Below are 13,313 nucleotides of genomic sequence, written 5' to 3'. Positions count from 1 at the left end.
CGCCGGCCCATCAAGGACACACACAAAGACATGGACACGCAACAGAACTATCAATGGCTGCACGCCGAGGGCACCACGCCGATCAAGGGCTGGGTCAATGGTGTGCCGCTGGAAGCGCAGGCGCACGTGCAGCTGCGCAACATCGCCGCGATCCCGTTCGTCGGGCCGTGGGTGGCGGTGATGCCGGACGTGCACCTGGGCAAGGGCGCGACCGTGGGCTCGGTGATCCCGACCCGCGGTGCGATCATCCCGGCCGCAGTCGGCGTCGACATCGGCTGCGGCATGGCGGCGGTGCGCACCACGCTGCGCGCCAACGACCTGCCCGATGACCTGCGGCAACTGCGCAACAGCATCGAGCGCAGCATTCCGGTCGGCAATGGGCGCGGCGGCGAGCATCACCGCATGCCCGACAGCATCCACACCCGGCTGGTGCAGTCCGGGCTGGCCGCCGGCCTGGAGAAGATCAAGGACAAGCACCGCAGGATCCGCACCGACAAGCTGGACCGCCAGCTGGGTACGCTGGGTGGCGGCAACCACTTCATCGAACTGTGCCTGGACGAGACCGATACGGTGTGGGTGATGCTGCACAGCGGGTCGCGCGGCACCGGCAACCTGATCGGTACCTACTTCATCGAGAAGGCGCGCGAGGAACTGGCCCGGCGCGTGCTCGGCTTCCACCTGCCGGACAAGGACCTGGCGTTCTTCATGGAAGGCGAGCCGCTGTTCGATGACTACGTCGAAGCCGTGTCGTGGGCGCAGGACTATGCCCGGCAGAACCGCGAGGCGATGATGTCGCGCGTGCTGGCCGAGATGCGCCACCGGTTGCCGAAGTTCCAGCTGGCAGCGATGGCGGTGAACTGCCACCACAACTACGTGCAGAAGGAAACGCACCACGGGCAGGAGCTGCTGGTGACCCGGAAGGGGGCCGTCAGTGCCCGCGAGGGTGAGCTGGGCATCATTCCCGGCAGCATGGGCACGCGCAGCTACATCGTGCGTGGCAAGGGCAACGCCGACAGCTTCCACAGCTGCAGCCACGGTGCCGGCCGGGTGATGAGCCGTGGCGCCGCGCGCCAGCAGATCACGCTGGCCCAGCACCGCGAGGCCACCGCGCACGTGGAATGCCGCAAGGACAGCGGCGTGCTGGACGAGTCACCGGCCGCGTACAAGTCGATCGACGATGTGATGGCCGCGCAGCTGGACCTGGTCGAGGTGGTGCACACCCTGCGCCAGGTGCTGTGCGTGAAGGGGTAACCGAGCGGTGCCGGCCAAGGCCGGCCTCTACCAGAGCAGCGCGTCGCGTCGGGGGTCAGATCCCTTTCTGCGAAAGGGATCTGCCCCCGGCACATTCAGCGCGGCACGCTGTCTTCGGCCACCAGCGCGTGGTGCACGCCGATACCCGCGCGCACGCCTTCGGCCATGGCCAGGGTGATGTTGCCGACCGTGGTCGCATCGCCTGCGGCGTACACGTTGGGCACCGAGGTCTGCTTCATCATGTCGACCTCGATCAGCTCGCCCAGCGGGCTCTCGGCCAATGTGCAGCCCAGTTGTTGCACCAGCGGTGTGGCCATCACCTGGGTGGCCGGCACGAACAGCGCCCGCTGGGCGATGCGGCGGCCGTCGGCCAGCTCCACCTCCAGCCAGGTCGGCTGGTCGCCCTGCACGCGCAGCACCGGTGACGTCTCGATCTGCACCCCGCGCTGCTGCATGGCGGCGCGTTCCTCATCGGTGATGTCCCGTCCCATGCTGAAGAACGTGACATTGCCCCAGTCGGCGAACAACGGTGCCTTGCTGGCGGACATCGGATGGCCACCAAGCAGGCCGATGGCGCCGCCACCCACTTCGTAACCGTGGCAGTAGGGGCAGTGCAGCACGGTGCTGCCCCAGCGCTCGGCCAGACCCGGCAGCGCCGGCAGCTGGTCGGCGATGCCACTGGCCAGCAGCAGCTTGCGCGCGGCCAGCACCTGGCCATCGGCGGTCCGCACTTCCACGCCCTCTGCGCTGGCGTTGGCCTGCACGGCCTCGGCATGGACCCAGCGCACCGTGGGGTAGTCCAGCAGCTGCTGGCGCGCGGTCTTCAGCAGCTCGGCACCACTGATGCCATCCAGCCCTGGCACGCCGTGCGAATGGCTGGCGAAGCGGTTGCGCGGCAAGCCGGCGTCGATGACGGTGACCGGGCGGCGGGCACGGGCCAGGATCAGGCCGGCGGCAATGCCGGCGTAGCTGCCGCCGACGATGAGCACATCAGGATTCATGGTGACCTTCCAGGGAACGGTGATGGGCGAGATGGCGGGCGAAGTCGGCGCCGAGCTGGTCCAGCGTGGTCGCCCGCAGGCGCGCCTCCAGCAGCCGCTGTGCCTCGCGTGCCCCCTCCAGCAGCGCGCTGTTGACCAGCTGCTGGATCGGGCAGCCGCGGCCGGCGTCGCGGGTACCGACCTGCACCAGGGGCGGTGCGCCCACGGCCAGGTAGATGTCATGCAGGGTGATCGCCGCCGCATCGTGGGCCAGCTGGCTGCCACCCCCATGGCCGCGGGTGCTGCGTACCAGGCCGGCCTTGTGCAGCTGTGCCAGCAGGCGGCGGATCACCACTGGATGGGTCGGCAGGCAGGACGCCAGCTGCTCGGAGGTGCGTGGGCCATCCTGGCCGACCAGGTGCGCCATCACGTGCAGGGCGTCAGAGAGCGGGTTCGCGGATTTCATGTAACTACATTAGTTACATTTATATCCCCTGTCCAGGGTCCGTATTTGTTCCATATGGACACATTTGTCCTATGAAACACTTCCTTCACATCACTAAACGAAACGCTAATGTGATGTTCGTCGCACTTCAGCGGAAGCGTAGCGGGTCGATACCGCATTGCCCCTTCCCGAGAGTGCTTCCCGATGAATGCGTCTGTCCGTGCTCCGCGCCTGCAGTCCAAGCTGCTCGGCGCGGTTTCTGTTGGCTTGGCCGTGGTCCTGCTGTGCGCACTGGCAGGCCTGGCCTCCGCCTGGTTGAAGTTGTCCACCGAGGTCCCGCCCGAAGTCGCGCACAGCCGCGATGCCGAACGCCTGCAGCGTGAGTTCCGTGGCCAGGTGCAGGAATGGAAGAACGTGCTGCTGCGCGGGCACGACGACGCGCTGCGCCAACGCCACCTGGATGGCTTCGACAGCGAAGGCCGCCTGGTCGAGCAACTGGCCAAGGGTCTGGCCACCAGCCCGGACCCGCGCACGCGTGAGCTGGCGCAGGCGTTCGTTGGCCTGCACGCGCAGCTGCAGCAGGACTATCACGCGGCGCTGCAGGCATTTGCCGCGGCCGGCTACGATCCCGCGGCCGGCGACAACCTGGTGCGCGGCAAGGATCGCCCGGTGGCGATGGCACTGGATGCGCTGAGCACGCACGCCACGCAGGTGGCTGAAGCAGCGCTGGCGTCCCGTTCGCAGCAGGCCCGGCAGACCCTGCTGCTGTGCGCGGCACTGACCGTACTGGCCGCCGTGCTGCTGCTGATCGGCCTGGCCTGGTGGCTGCGGCGCGCAGTGGTGCAGCCGGTGCTGGCGGTGGAAGCCGCTGCACGTGCGGTGGCCGCCGGCGACCTGCAGCACGTGGTGCAGGTGCGCAGCCGCGATGAGATCGGCCGCCTCGCGCAGGCCATGCAAGCGGTGCAGTCCACCCTGCGCAGGGTACTGGATGCCCAGGCCGCGATGGCACAGGCGCACGAGGCCGGCACCATCAGCCATCGCATGGAGGCCGATGCATTCCCCGGCGCGTTCGGCACCATGGTGGCCGACTGCAACACGCTGGTCGATGCGCATATCCAGGTAAAGATGCGCGCGATCTCGATCATGGGCCGCTATGCGGTCGGCGACCTCAGCCAGGACATGGAACGCCTGCCCGGCGAGAAGGCGGTGATCACCGAAGCACTGGACATGGCCAAGCACAACCTCGGCAGGATCAATGGCGAAATCCGGCGCCTGGCCGAAGCTGCCGGCGCGGGAGACTTCAGCCAGCGTGGCGACAGCGCGCGCTTCGAGCATGACTTCCGCGCGATGGTCGATGGCCTGAACCGCCTGATGCAGACCACCGAACTGAACCTCGGCGAAGTCTCGACGATGCTGCGCGCGATCGCCGATGGCCGCCTCGGTGCACGCATGCACGGTGATTTCCAGGGTGTGTTCGCGCGTATCGCCGGCGATGCCAATACCACCGCCACGCAGCTGGCGACCATCGTCACCGACATCAAGCACGCCTCCGGCAACATCCACACCGCCGCCGCGGAGATCGCCGCCGGCAACAATGACCTGTCGCGCCGCACCGAGCAGCAGGCCGCCAACCTGGAAGAGACGGCAGCATCGATGGAGGAACTGACCTCCACCGTGCGCCAGAACGCCGAGCACGCACGCCAGGCCAACCAGCTGGCGATCGGCGCACACACGGTCGCCTCGCACGGCGGCAGCGTGGTCGGCCAGGTGGTGGCGACGATGGGCGCGATCGAGACCTCGTCGCGGCAGATCGCCGACATCATCAGCGTGATCGACGGCATCGCCTTCCAGACCAACATCCTGGCGCTGAATGCCGCCGTCGAAGCGGCACGGGCCGGTGAACAGGGCCGCGGCTTTGCGGTGGTCGCCAGTGAAGTGCGCACGCTGGCGCAGCGTTCGGCGGCGGCCGCCAAGGAAATCAAGTCGCTGATCGAGGCCTCGGTGGAACAGGTCGGACAGGGCGCGCAGCGCGTGCGTGAGGCCGGCGACACCATGGCCGAGATCGTCGCATCGGTGCAGCGGGTGACCGACATCATGGCCGAGATCTCCGCAGCCTCGCAGGAACAGAGCGCGGGTATCGAACAGGTCAGCCAGACCGTGGTCCAGATGGATGGCACCACCCAGCAGAATGCCGCGCTGGTGGAAGAAGCCAGCGCTGCCGCGCGCAGCCTTGAGCAACAGGCCAACCGCCTGATCGATGCGGTGGATGTGTTCGACCTGTCGACCACGGCGGCGGCGAAGGACGCGTTGGCGCGCGCGGCCTGAGCAATCTTCCGGGTTCCCCACGTCGCGGGGATCGGTGGCGCCCGACCGTGGGTCGGGCGACGGCTGGAATGGGTGCGGACCCACGGTCCGCACCCACCAGGGCCCGCGGCGGACCTGCGGTCGTATACGGCGGCGCAATGCACCGTTGCCGGCATGCACACGGAGACTGGCCTACCCTTTCGTGGACATTCCCGCCTCCCTCCCCCTCTGCTGGAGCCCCCCATGACTGTCCCCGCCTTCGGTCTCGGCACCTTCCGCCTGAAAGACCAGACCGTGATCGACTCCGTGCGCAACGCGCTGGAGGTCGGCTACCGCGCCATCGACACCGCGCAGATCTACGGCAACGAAGCCGAGGTCGGCCAGGCCATCGCCGATTCCGGCGTGCCGCGCGACGACATCTACCTGACCACCAAGGTCTGGATCACCGCGTTCAAGCGCGATGCGCTGCTGGCCAGCCTGCGCACGAGCCTGGAAAAGCTGCGCACCGAGTACGTCGACCTGGCGCTGATCCACTGGCCATCGCCGAACGACAAGGTTGACGTGCCGATGGAGGAGTACCTGTCCGCACTGGCTGAAGCCAAGGCGCAGGGCCTGACCCGTGAGATCGGCATCTCCAACTTCACCATCGCGCAGACCCGCAAGGCGATCAGCATCCTCGGCGCCGATGCCATCGCCACCAACCAGATCGAAATCCACCCCTACCTGCAGAATCGCCTGCTGGTGAAGTTCCTGCAGGACAACGGCATCCACATCACCGCCTACATGAGCCTGGCCTATGGCGAGGTGATCAAGGACCCGGTGATCCAGGCCATCGCCGGACGCCACCAGGCCACGCCGGCGCAGGTCGCGCTGGCCTGGGCGCTGCAGCAGGGCTTCTCGGTCATTCCGTCCTCGACCAAGCGCGAGAACCTGGCCAGCAACCTGGAAGCAGCAGCGATCCGCCTGACCGACGAAGACATGGCACAGATCGCCAAGCTCGACCGCGGCCATCGCCTGGCGAACCCGGAAGGCATCGCGCCGGCCTGGGATTGATTCCAACGACGGCGCGCAACTGCTCTGGTAGACGCCGACCTTGGTCGGCGCAGACGTCTGATCGATCGATGAAACACCGTGCCGACCAAGGTCGGCACCTACCGGACGGTCAGCGCTCGGCAACACCGCGCAACATATCCAGCACGTCGTGGATGTCCAAGGGCTTGCATAGAAAACCGGCAGCCCCCAGCGCGCGGGCTCTTTCAATCACCTGTACCCGCGTATCCGCGCTCATTACAAGAACCGGTGGCGCGCCGGGGTCACTGGCTACCGACTCCAGCACCTCGCATCCGCTGCAGCCCGGCATGTGCAGATCCAGCAGCACCACATCAGGTCCGAGTGCCATGATCACTTTCCGCGCATCGTGGCCATCATGGCGAGAGCTGAGGCGATGGCCGGCGCTCTGCAGCAGGCGCTCCACCACCTCACGGTTGGTTTCCACGTCCTCGAACAGCAGGCAGTGCAGCGGTCGCACCGACGCTGCGTGTGACTGAAGAAGTTCTTCAAGGGAAGGAAGAGGGTCCACCTCCGTGGTGGAGGCCACCGTGAAGCGCCACGCGAATGAGGCACCGCCTGCTTCACTGCGGCCCACGCTGATCGTCCCACCCATGGCATCGGAAATCAGCCGCACGATGTACAGCCCCAGCCCGACACCCTGCTCGCAGCGTGCCTCACCCTGGCTGAGCTGTACGAACGGCGAGAAGATCGTCTCCAGGTCCGCGGCTTCGATCCCCGTGCCGGAATCGCAGACCTCGATCTGAACCTGGCAGTCGTCACCCGATCGGGTGGCATTGATGGATACCCATACCTCGCCCGCCATCGGGCTGAACTTGATGGCATTGCAGACAAGATTGGTCACTACCTGTTCGATACGGCCGCCGTCTGCCAGCATCCAGACATCGCACTCGCTCCCATCCAGCTGCAGAAGTACGCCCTTGTCGGCGGCAGCCGGCATGCAGGTCGCCTGCACGCTTTCAATGATCGACCGCAGCGAACAAGGATGAAGCCGCAACTGCAACCGGCCACCGTCGATGCTGGCTACGTCCAGTACATCATCGATGCGGTGCCTGAGCGCCTGCGCCTGCCTCGCGACCGTCGCCAGTGCATGCCGTTGGGCTGCACTTACCGTACCCACCTCCATCAACTGCATCCCACTGATGATGGCGTTCAGCGGCGTCCGCAGCTCGTGGCTCATCGTACTGACGAATCGGCCCTGCGCCTCACGCGAAGCAATGGCGCGCAGCGCTATGTCGCGCATCGCCGCCATCAGCGACGCCACTACCAGCGGCAGCAGGATGGTAAGTGCCAGCGCGTAGGCCAGGTAGGCAGGCCGAGACACCCAATAGCCTTCGGGTGCGGCCCACAGCAATGTCAGCGCAGTCGATGCAATCGCGGGAGCGATTGCCCTGCGGCCATATACCGCGGTCGCAGAGATCACGAGGAAAGGCAGGGCTGCATTGAGCGTCATCAGCAGGATGAACGCCGCGTCCACCTGGATCGCAACCATTGCCAGGCTGAGTAGAAGGCCTACCCCATCGCACCAGTGGCGGCAGCGCTCCATGCAAAGCCTTGCAACGAGCGCCCATGTCACGGACACCGCAAGCAGTGCAACGGCCACCGGCAACACGCTGGCCGCCTCATTGGCCAGAACCGGCTGCGGACCATCCAGCCACAGCCAGCACCACAGCACCACCAGTGCCTGCAGCAGTACCCGGAATCCGCTGGCGCGTGGCTCCTGCAGGCACGACAGCAGCCAGACCAGGTGGTGCATCTCCAGCGCGCGGGCTGCCTGCAGCAATGCCGCCGGGGCTGAGGTCTGCGAGGACACACAGGGCTCGCGCACGTCAGCCCCCTTCGATACGGAAATGTGTCGTCGCACGGCGTAGAAGGCGTTGTGCAGACATCGCCAACGCGCACGCCCGCCGCCGCACAGCCCACGCTTCTGTACCCGAGCGGAGACACTCACTCAATGCGTCGCAGGCCAGGGCAACCCCGGCGCTGCCCAACGCCGAGGTAATGCTCTTCAAGGCATGCAGGCGCGCCAGCTCCTGCTCCATGCCACCGAAGGATTCTTCTTTCGCCTTGCTCATCCACTGCGATATGGCCGCGTCCAACGCCGCGGTGAATGAAGGCAGCTGGTGGGGCGACGTTGCTGCAATGAGACAAAGCATCGAGCGTTCCCCAAGCTCAGGCCAGTCCGTGGCGTGTGAGCCTGAGTTCAACCCAACCCGGGAATTCAACCGTTGCATCGCCTTCCTCCATCTGTCGCGTTCAACACCTGAACGAACGCATCTCAGCGTCCTGTCACGCCTGACTGGAGACTTCAGGCGTCAGCACGCAGGACCCGCGAGCTACTGCATTCGCTGATGGATCTGCACGAAGAGCTGTGGAAAGCAGCCACCCAGCAAATGACCCGCAGCCACCGCGAGCATGATTCCGCCTACGATGGCAGCACATCGGGCCGGGAGTGATAGTCGCTTCAGGTCCATGGCATCCAGCATGTAGGCAACGATTGCGCTACGCCATCGGAATTCTTTCAAACTTTCCTCATGGACCATAATGCTGACATTGACACTTCTCCTGCTACTTTCATGCAGCGTGCTGGTCTGGAAACGCCGTCTGCGCATTGCTGCGTTTCTGGCGACGCTTCCGCTGGCCATGGCAGCCAGTGCCAGCGCTCCGGTCACGCAATGGTTGCTGGATCGCGCGCAGGGCACCCGTTCTGTCAATGATCACGGCGCACTTCATCCGCGCACTGTGATCGTGGTGCTGGGTGCCGGCATCGACCACGACGCCCAGGGCTCCAGGCCCGGGCTGGCCGGCTACAGCCGGCTGCTGGCTGCTGCACAGCGTTACCACGAATGCGAGCGCGCGCGTGAGAACTGTAGGGTGCTTGCCAGCGGAGGCATCACTGCTGCGGGGGGCGCCGCCGAAGCCGACGTCTATGCACGGGAACTGATGGCGCTGGGCGTTCCCACCGAGCACATCGTCCGCGAGCGCACCAGCGCAAACACATGGCAGAACGCCAGAAACAGCAGTGCAATCATCGGTCATCACAGTTCGAGAGTGGTGCTGGTCACCTCGGGCCTTCATCTCACGCGGAGCCTGACCTACTTCCGTCACTTCGGCATCGCGGCCGAAGGCCTCCCCAGTGACCGCCTCCGCGCCACCCGTGGGTGGCTGCCCTCCACATTCAATCTACTGCTGGTCGAGGTGATGCTGCATGAGCGCATTGGCGTTCTCCGTTACCATCTTTACAACCGGATGGGCTGGAACGACGCCCCCATCGAGCCCGTCAGTGCCGCGCCTGCAGCAACCACCCACGCATTGCCGCACTGACCTCCTCCGGCTTTTCCATCGGTGCCAGGTGCCCACAATCGGGCACCACCACCAGCTGCGAGTGCGGCACCATCGCGTGCATTTCTTCGCTTACCGCCAACGGCGTGATCCGGTCATTGGCGCCGCACACGATCAGCAGCGGATCGCGGTAACCAGCCAGCACATCATGGCCGTCACGGCGCTCCAGTGCGCTCTGCCGCAGGAAGACGTCCGCACCGAGGCGGGCGGTCATGTCGCGCACGCGCTGCACCAGCACGTAGTCGTCCAGCCGCGACGCATCGATGTAGCTGCGCATCAGCACATCACCGAAACCATGGAACTTTCCGGGCAGGCGCACGCTGGCGCGCTGGCTGCGGCGCTGCTCGGCACGTTCCGGTGAATCGGCGTGGATCGAGGTATCGATCAGCGCCAGCTGCAGCACGCGCTCTGGCGCAATGCGCAGGATCTGCTGGGCGACGAAGCCGCCCAGTGAGAAGCCAGCCAGCGCAAAGCGCGCCGGTGCCTGTGCGAGCACGTCCTCGGCCACCGCCTGCAGGGTTTCGCCACGGGTCTGGTCGCCGACCGTGCAATCGGCGATGTCGGCCAGGTCAGCCAACTGCGCGCGCCACAGCTCGGCATCGTTGAGCAGGCCAGGCAGCAGGAGCAGGGGGATACGGTCGGTCATGGCGGTATTGTCGCGCCGGTGCGGTGAGGGAACCATGCCGCAACGGGCGGTTGCGTTGTAGAGTCGAGCAAGCTCGACTCTCCGATACGGACGCGACCATGGCAGACCCCTACAACAGCGGTACCCCCACCCCACCCGCGCTGCGCTTCGACGATTCGCGGGTCACCACCGCCTTCGAGCTGCCCGGCCATCGCGTCGTGCGCAACCTGGGTGTGGTGCGCGGCATCACCGTACGCTCGCGCTCGATCGTCGGCAACTTCCTCGGCGGTATCCAGACGATCTTCGGCGGCAACATCACCATCTACACCGAGCTGTGCGAACAGGCTCGCGAGGAAACCTACCGCGACATGGTCAAGCACGCGCGGCAGCTGGGTGCCAACGCAATCATCGGCATGCGCTACGACGCCACCGATGTGATGACCGGGCTGACCGAGGTGCTGTGCTACGGCACGGCGGTGGTGGTGGAACCCACGCGTTGAAGCTGTAGAGCCGAGCCCATGCTCGGCTCAGGCGTGCCCGTATGATGCTAGGCAGCCGAGCGTGGGCTCGGCGCTACACCGGGACGTCGGGCACCTCGACCTGCTGCACCGGCAGCGTCACCACCATCACTGTCGGGTCATCCGGGTCCAGCCGGGTCTTGAAGCCCAGGCTCTGGCACATCGCCAGCATGGTGCTGTTCTCGCGCAGCACCTGGCCTTCGACCACGTCCAGCCCCAGCCACTTGGCGTACTCGATCATGATCGCCATCAGCCGCCAGCCGATGCCATGGCCCTTCAGGTCCGAGCGGATCAGGATGCCGTACTCGCCACGGTGGTAATCGGCATCGGCGTGCAGGCGCACCGCGCCGAGCATTTCGCCACTGCGCGGCTCGATCGCCACCAGCGCAATCGAGCGCGCGTAGTCGAGCTGGGTCAGGCGCGCGATGAATTCGTGGCTGAAGTGCTTCACCGACTGGAAGAAGCGCAGGCGCAGGTCTTCGTCGCTGACGCGGGCGAAGAACGCGCGGAACAGCGCATCGTCTTCCGGCCGCACCGGGCGCACGAACGCGCGGCCGCCATCGGACAGTTCAATGGTGCGCTCCCACTCCTTCGGGTACGGGAACACCGAGAAGCGCGGATGGCCGCGGCCCTTGTGCAGGATGCGCGACGGCGCCACCGCCACGCGCGCGTCGAGGGCGAGGATGCCCTTGCCGTCGACCAGCAGCGGGTTGATGTCCAGCGTGCGTACTTCGGGAATGTCGGCGGCCAGCTGCGCCAGCTTGACCAGCGCCAGCGCCAGTGCGCGCTCGTCGGCGGCGGGCACATCGCCGTAGGCCTTGAGGATGCGCGAGGCGCGGGTCTGGCCGATCAGTTCATGGGCCAGGCGCAGGTCGAGCGGCGGCAGTGCCAGCGCCTTGTCATTGATCACCTCGACTGCGGTGCCGCCACGACCGACCACGATCACCGGGCCGAACGTTGCGTCATCGGCAATGCCGACGATCAGCTCACGCGCTTTCGGGCGCACGATGGTCGGCTGCACCAGCAGGCCGTCGATGCGCGCGGCCGGCCGCAACTGGCGCGCACGTGACAGGATCGCGTTGGCCGCGCTCTGCACCGCCGGCAGCGTGGACAGGTTCAGGCGCACGCCGTCCACTTCGGACTTGTGCGGAATGTCCGGCGACAGGATCTTCAGCGCTACGGACGCACCGCGTTCCAGCAGTGGCTGCGCCAGGTCCATCGCTTCGTGCGCATCGCGCGCGTGCATCACCGGCGCGGACGGAATGCCGTAGGCCTTGAGCAGCTCGTGCGTGGCCAGCGGGTCCAGCCACTGCTGCCCATTGGCCAGCGCGGCATCGACCAGCGTGCGCGCGGCCGCCGCATCGACGTTGAAGTCCTGCGGCAGGCTGGGCGGCGTTTCCATCAATGCGTTCTGCGCCTCGCGGTAACGCACCAGATGCTGGAAGCCGCGTACCGCCTCGGCCTCGGTCGGATAGGTCGGCACCCGTGCGGCGTTGAGCGTGGCGGTGGCCTGGTCGTCGTTGCCCAGCCACACCGCGAACACCGGCTTGTCGCGATGATGGCGCGGACGCAGGCCGAGCGTGCGGGTGAGCGCCTGCGCAGCGTCTGCAGACGACGTGAATGCGGTGGGGACGTTGACCACCATCACCGCGTCGTTCTCGTTGTCGGCCAGCAGCGCTTCGATGGCCGCGGCATAGCGCTCGCCGTCGGCATCGACCACGATGTCGACCGGATTGCTGCGCGACCAGCCCTGCGGCAGTACCGCATCGAGCTTCTGCACCGTGCTGTCGGACAGGGTGGCCAGCGTGCCACGCAGCGCGATCAGCTGGTCCACGGCGAGGCGGCCGACGCCGCCACCATTGCTGAGGATGGCCAGGCGGCGGCCAGGGAACGTGCCCAGCCGCCCGAGCGATTCGGCGGCGGTGAACAGCTCGTCCAGCGCGCCCACGCGCAGCAGGCCGGCGCGGTTGAAGGCTGCACCGTACACATCGTCGGCGCGGGCCAGGGCCTGCACATGGGTATCGCGGCTGCCCGGCTGCACGCGCTCGGCGCGGCCCGACTTCACCACCACCACCGGCTTGGCGCGGGCGGCGGCACGCGCGGCCGACATGAACTTGCGCGCATCCTTGATCTGCTCGACGTAGAGCAGGATGGCGCGGGTGCGGTAGTCGGTGGCGAAGTAGTCGAGCAGGTCACCGAAGTCGACGTCCATCGTGTCGCCCAGCGAGACCACCGCGGAAAACCCGACCGAGCGCGCCACGCCCCACTCCACCAGCGCGGCGGCAATGGCCGAGGATTCGGAGATCAGCGCGAGGTCGCCGGCCTGCGGGAAATGTGCGGCGATGCTGGCATTGAGCCGCGCGTGCGGCGCGATCACGCCCAGGCAATGCGGGCCGAGGATGCGCAGGCCATGCTTGCGCGCCACCGCTTCCACCTGCGCCGACAGCGAGCCGGGGCCTTCGCCCAGGTGCGCGGTCAGGATGATCGCGGCCTGCACGCCGCGCTCGGCGGCGGTGCGCACCACCTGCGGCACGATTGCCGCTGGTGCCGTGATCACCACCAGGTCAGGCACCCAGTCCAGGTCCTTCAGCCGCTTGACCGTGCGGATGCCATCGATCTCGGCGTGCCGCGGGTTGATCCACGCCACCTTGCCGGGGAAGCCGGTGCCGCGCAGGTTGCGCATCACCGCACGGCCGGCCGAGCGCTCACGCGGGCTGCCACCGATCACCGCGACCGACTGCGGATGGAACACGGACTGCAGGTGGTAGGTACTCATGCGC

The 13,313-nt window shown here is 66.9% G+C and carries 11 protein-coding genes; 5 read left to right on the top strand and 6 right to left on the bottom strand.

Annotated features, from left to right (window positions below):
• Positions 1-30 precede the first annotated feature (30 nt).
• Complete coding sequence (locus tag AC5P9I_RS08815; protein ID WP_049470762.1) at positions 31-1,251, top strand: RtcB family protein; 1,221 nt, start codon at positions 31-33, stop codon at positions 1,249-1,251.
• Between the two features lie 95 nt (positions 1,252-1,346).
• On the opposite strand, the gene AC5P9I_RS08810 is transcribed toward AC5P9I_RS08815, so the two are convergent.
• Together AC5P9I_RS08810 and AC5P9I_RS08805 are read right to left on the bottom strand one after the other, a co-directional pair.
• Positions 1,347-2,252, bottom strand: coding sequence for an NAD(P)/FAD-dependent oxidoreductase (locus AC5P9I_RS08810; RefSeq protein WP_049470760.1), 906 nt, complete (start codon positions 2,250-2,252; stop codon positions 1,347-1,349).
• Positions 2,242-2,697, bottom strand: a complete 456-nt coding sequence (locus tag AC5P9I_RS08805) for an Rrf2 family transcriptional regulator (RefSeq protein ID WP_049470756.1) — start codon at positions 2,695-2,697, stop codon at positions 2,242-2,244. The genes AC5P9I_RS08810 and AC5P9I_RS08805 overlap by 11 nt, the downstream gene beginning before the upstream one ends.
• Positions 2,698-2,880: 183 nt before the next feature.
• Here AC5P9I_RS08805 and AC5P9I_RS08800 point away from each other — a divergent pair, with 183 nt between their 5' ends.
• Together AC5P9I_RS08800 and dkgB are read left to right on the top strand one after the other, a co-directional pair.
• The gene (locus AC5P9I_RS08800; RefSeq protein WP_049470753.1) at positions 2,881-5,001 is read left to right on the top strand and encodes a methyl-accepting chemotaxis protein; all 2,121 of its coding nucleotides are present in this window, start codon (positions 2,881-2,883) and stop codon (positions 4,999-5,001) included.
• A 222-nt stretch (positions 5,002-5,223) separates the two neighbouring features.
• Positions 5,224-6,033 carry a 2,5-didehydrogluconate reductase DkgB gene (gene dkgB / locus AC5P9I_RS08795; RefSeq protein WP_049470749.1) on the top strand — a complete coding sequence of 270 codons (810 nt, stop codon included), beginning with the start codon at positions 5,224-5,226 and terminating at the stop codon, positions 6,031-6,033.
• Between the two features lie 109 nt (positions 6,034-6,142).
• Here dkgB and AC5P9I_RS08790 read toward each other — a convergent pair whose 3' ends face one another.
• Positions 6,143-7,861 carry an ATP-binding response regulator gene (locus AC5P9I_RS08790; protein WP_495223781.1) on the bottom strand — a complete coding sequence of 573 codons (1,719 nt, stop codon included), beginning with the start codon at positions 7,859-7,861 and terminating at the stop codon, positions 6,143-6,145.
• A gap of 16 nt (positions 7,862-7,877) precedes the next feature.
• Entirely contained in the window at positions 7,878-8,282 is a 405-nt protein-coding gene (locus AC5P9I_RS08785) for a hypothetical protein (RefSeq protein WP_049470743.1), read from the bottom strand.
• A gap of 310 nt (positions 8,283-8,592) precedes the next feature.
• Here AC5P9I_RS08785 and AC5P9I_RS08780 point away from each other — a divergent pair, with 310 nt between their 5' ends.
• Positions 8,593-9,372, top strand: a complete 780-nt coding sequence (locus tag AC5P9I_RS08780; RefSeq protein ID WP_049470740.1) for a YdcF family protein — start codon at positions 8,593-8,595, stop codon at positions 9,370-9,372.
• Here AC5P9I_RS08780 and AC5P9I_RS08775 read toward each other — a convergent pair.
• Positions 9,329-10,036 carry an alpha/beta fold hydrolase gene (locus tag AC5P9I_RS08775; RefSeq protein WP_049470736.1) on the bottom strand — a complete coding sequence of 236 codons (708 nt, stop codon included), beginning with the start codon at positions 10,034-10,036 and terminating at the stop codon, positions 9,329-9,331. The two genes, AC5P9I_RS08780 and AC5P9I_RS08775, sit on opposite strands and share 44 nt — an antisense overlap.
• 98 nt (positions 10,037-10,134) lie before the next feature.
• Between AC5P9I_RS08775 and AC5P9I_RS08770 the strand changes: the two genes are divergently transcribed.
• Positions 10,135-10,515: a YbjQ family protein gene (locus tag AC5P9I_RS08770; RefSeq protein ID WP_130768290.1), complete on the top strand. Its 381-nt coding sequence runs from the start codon at positions 10,135-10,137 to the stop codon at positions 10,513-10,515.
• A gap of 73 nt (positions 10,516-10,588) precedes the next feature.
• Here the strand turns inward: AC5P9I_RS08770 and AC5P9I_RS08765 are convergent, their stop codons facing one another.
• Positions 10,589-13,309, bottom strand: a complete 2,721-nt coding sequence (locus AC5P9I_RS08765; RefSeq protein ID WP_235644866.1) for a bifunctional acetate--CoA ligase family protein/GNAT family N-acetyltransferase — start codon at positions 13,307-13,309, stop codon at positions 10,589-10,591.
• Positions 13,310-13,313 lie beyond the last annotated feature (4 nt).

This window comes from Stenotrophomonas sp. YJH_SMC_29 (genome assembly GCF_059371235.1).
Note: the sequence above shows the minus strand (reverse complement) of the source record. Positions and strands in the feature narration are given on the sequence as shown.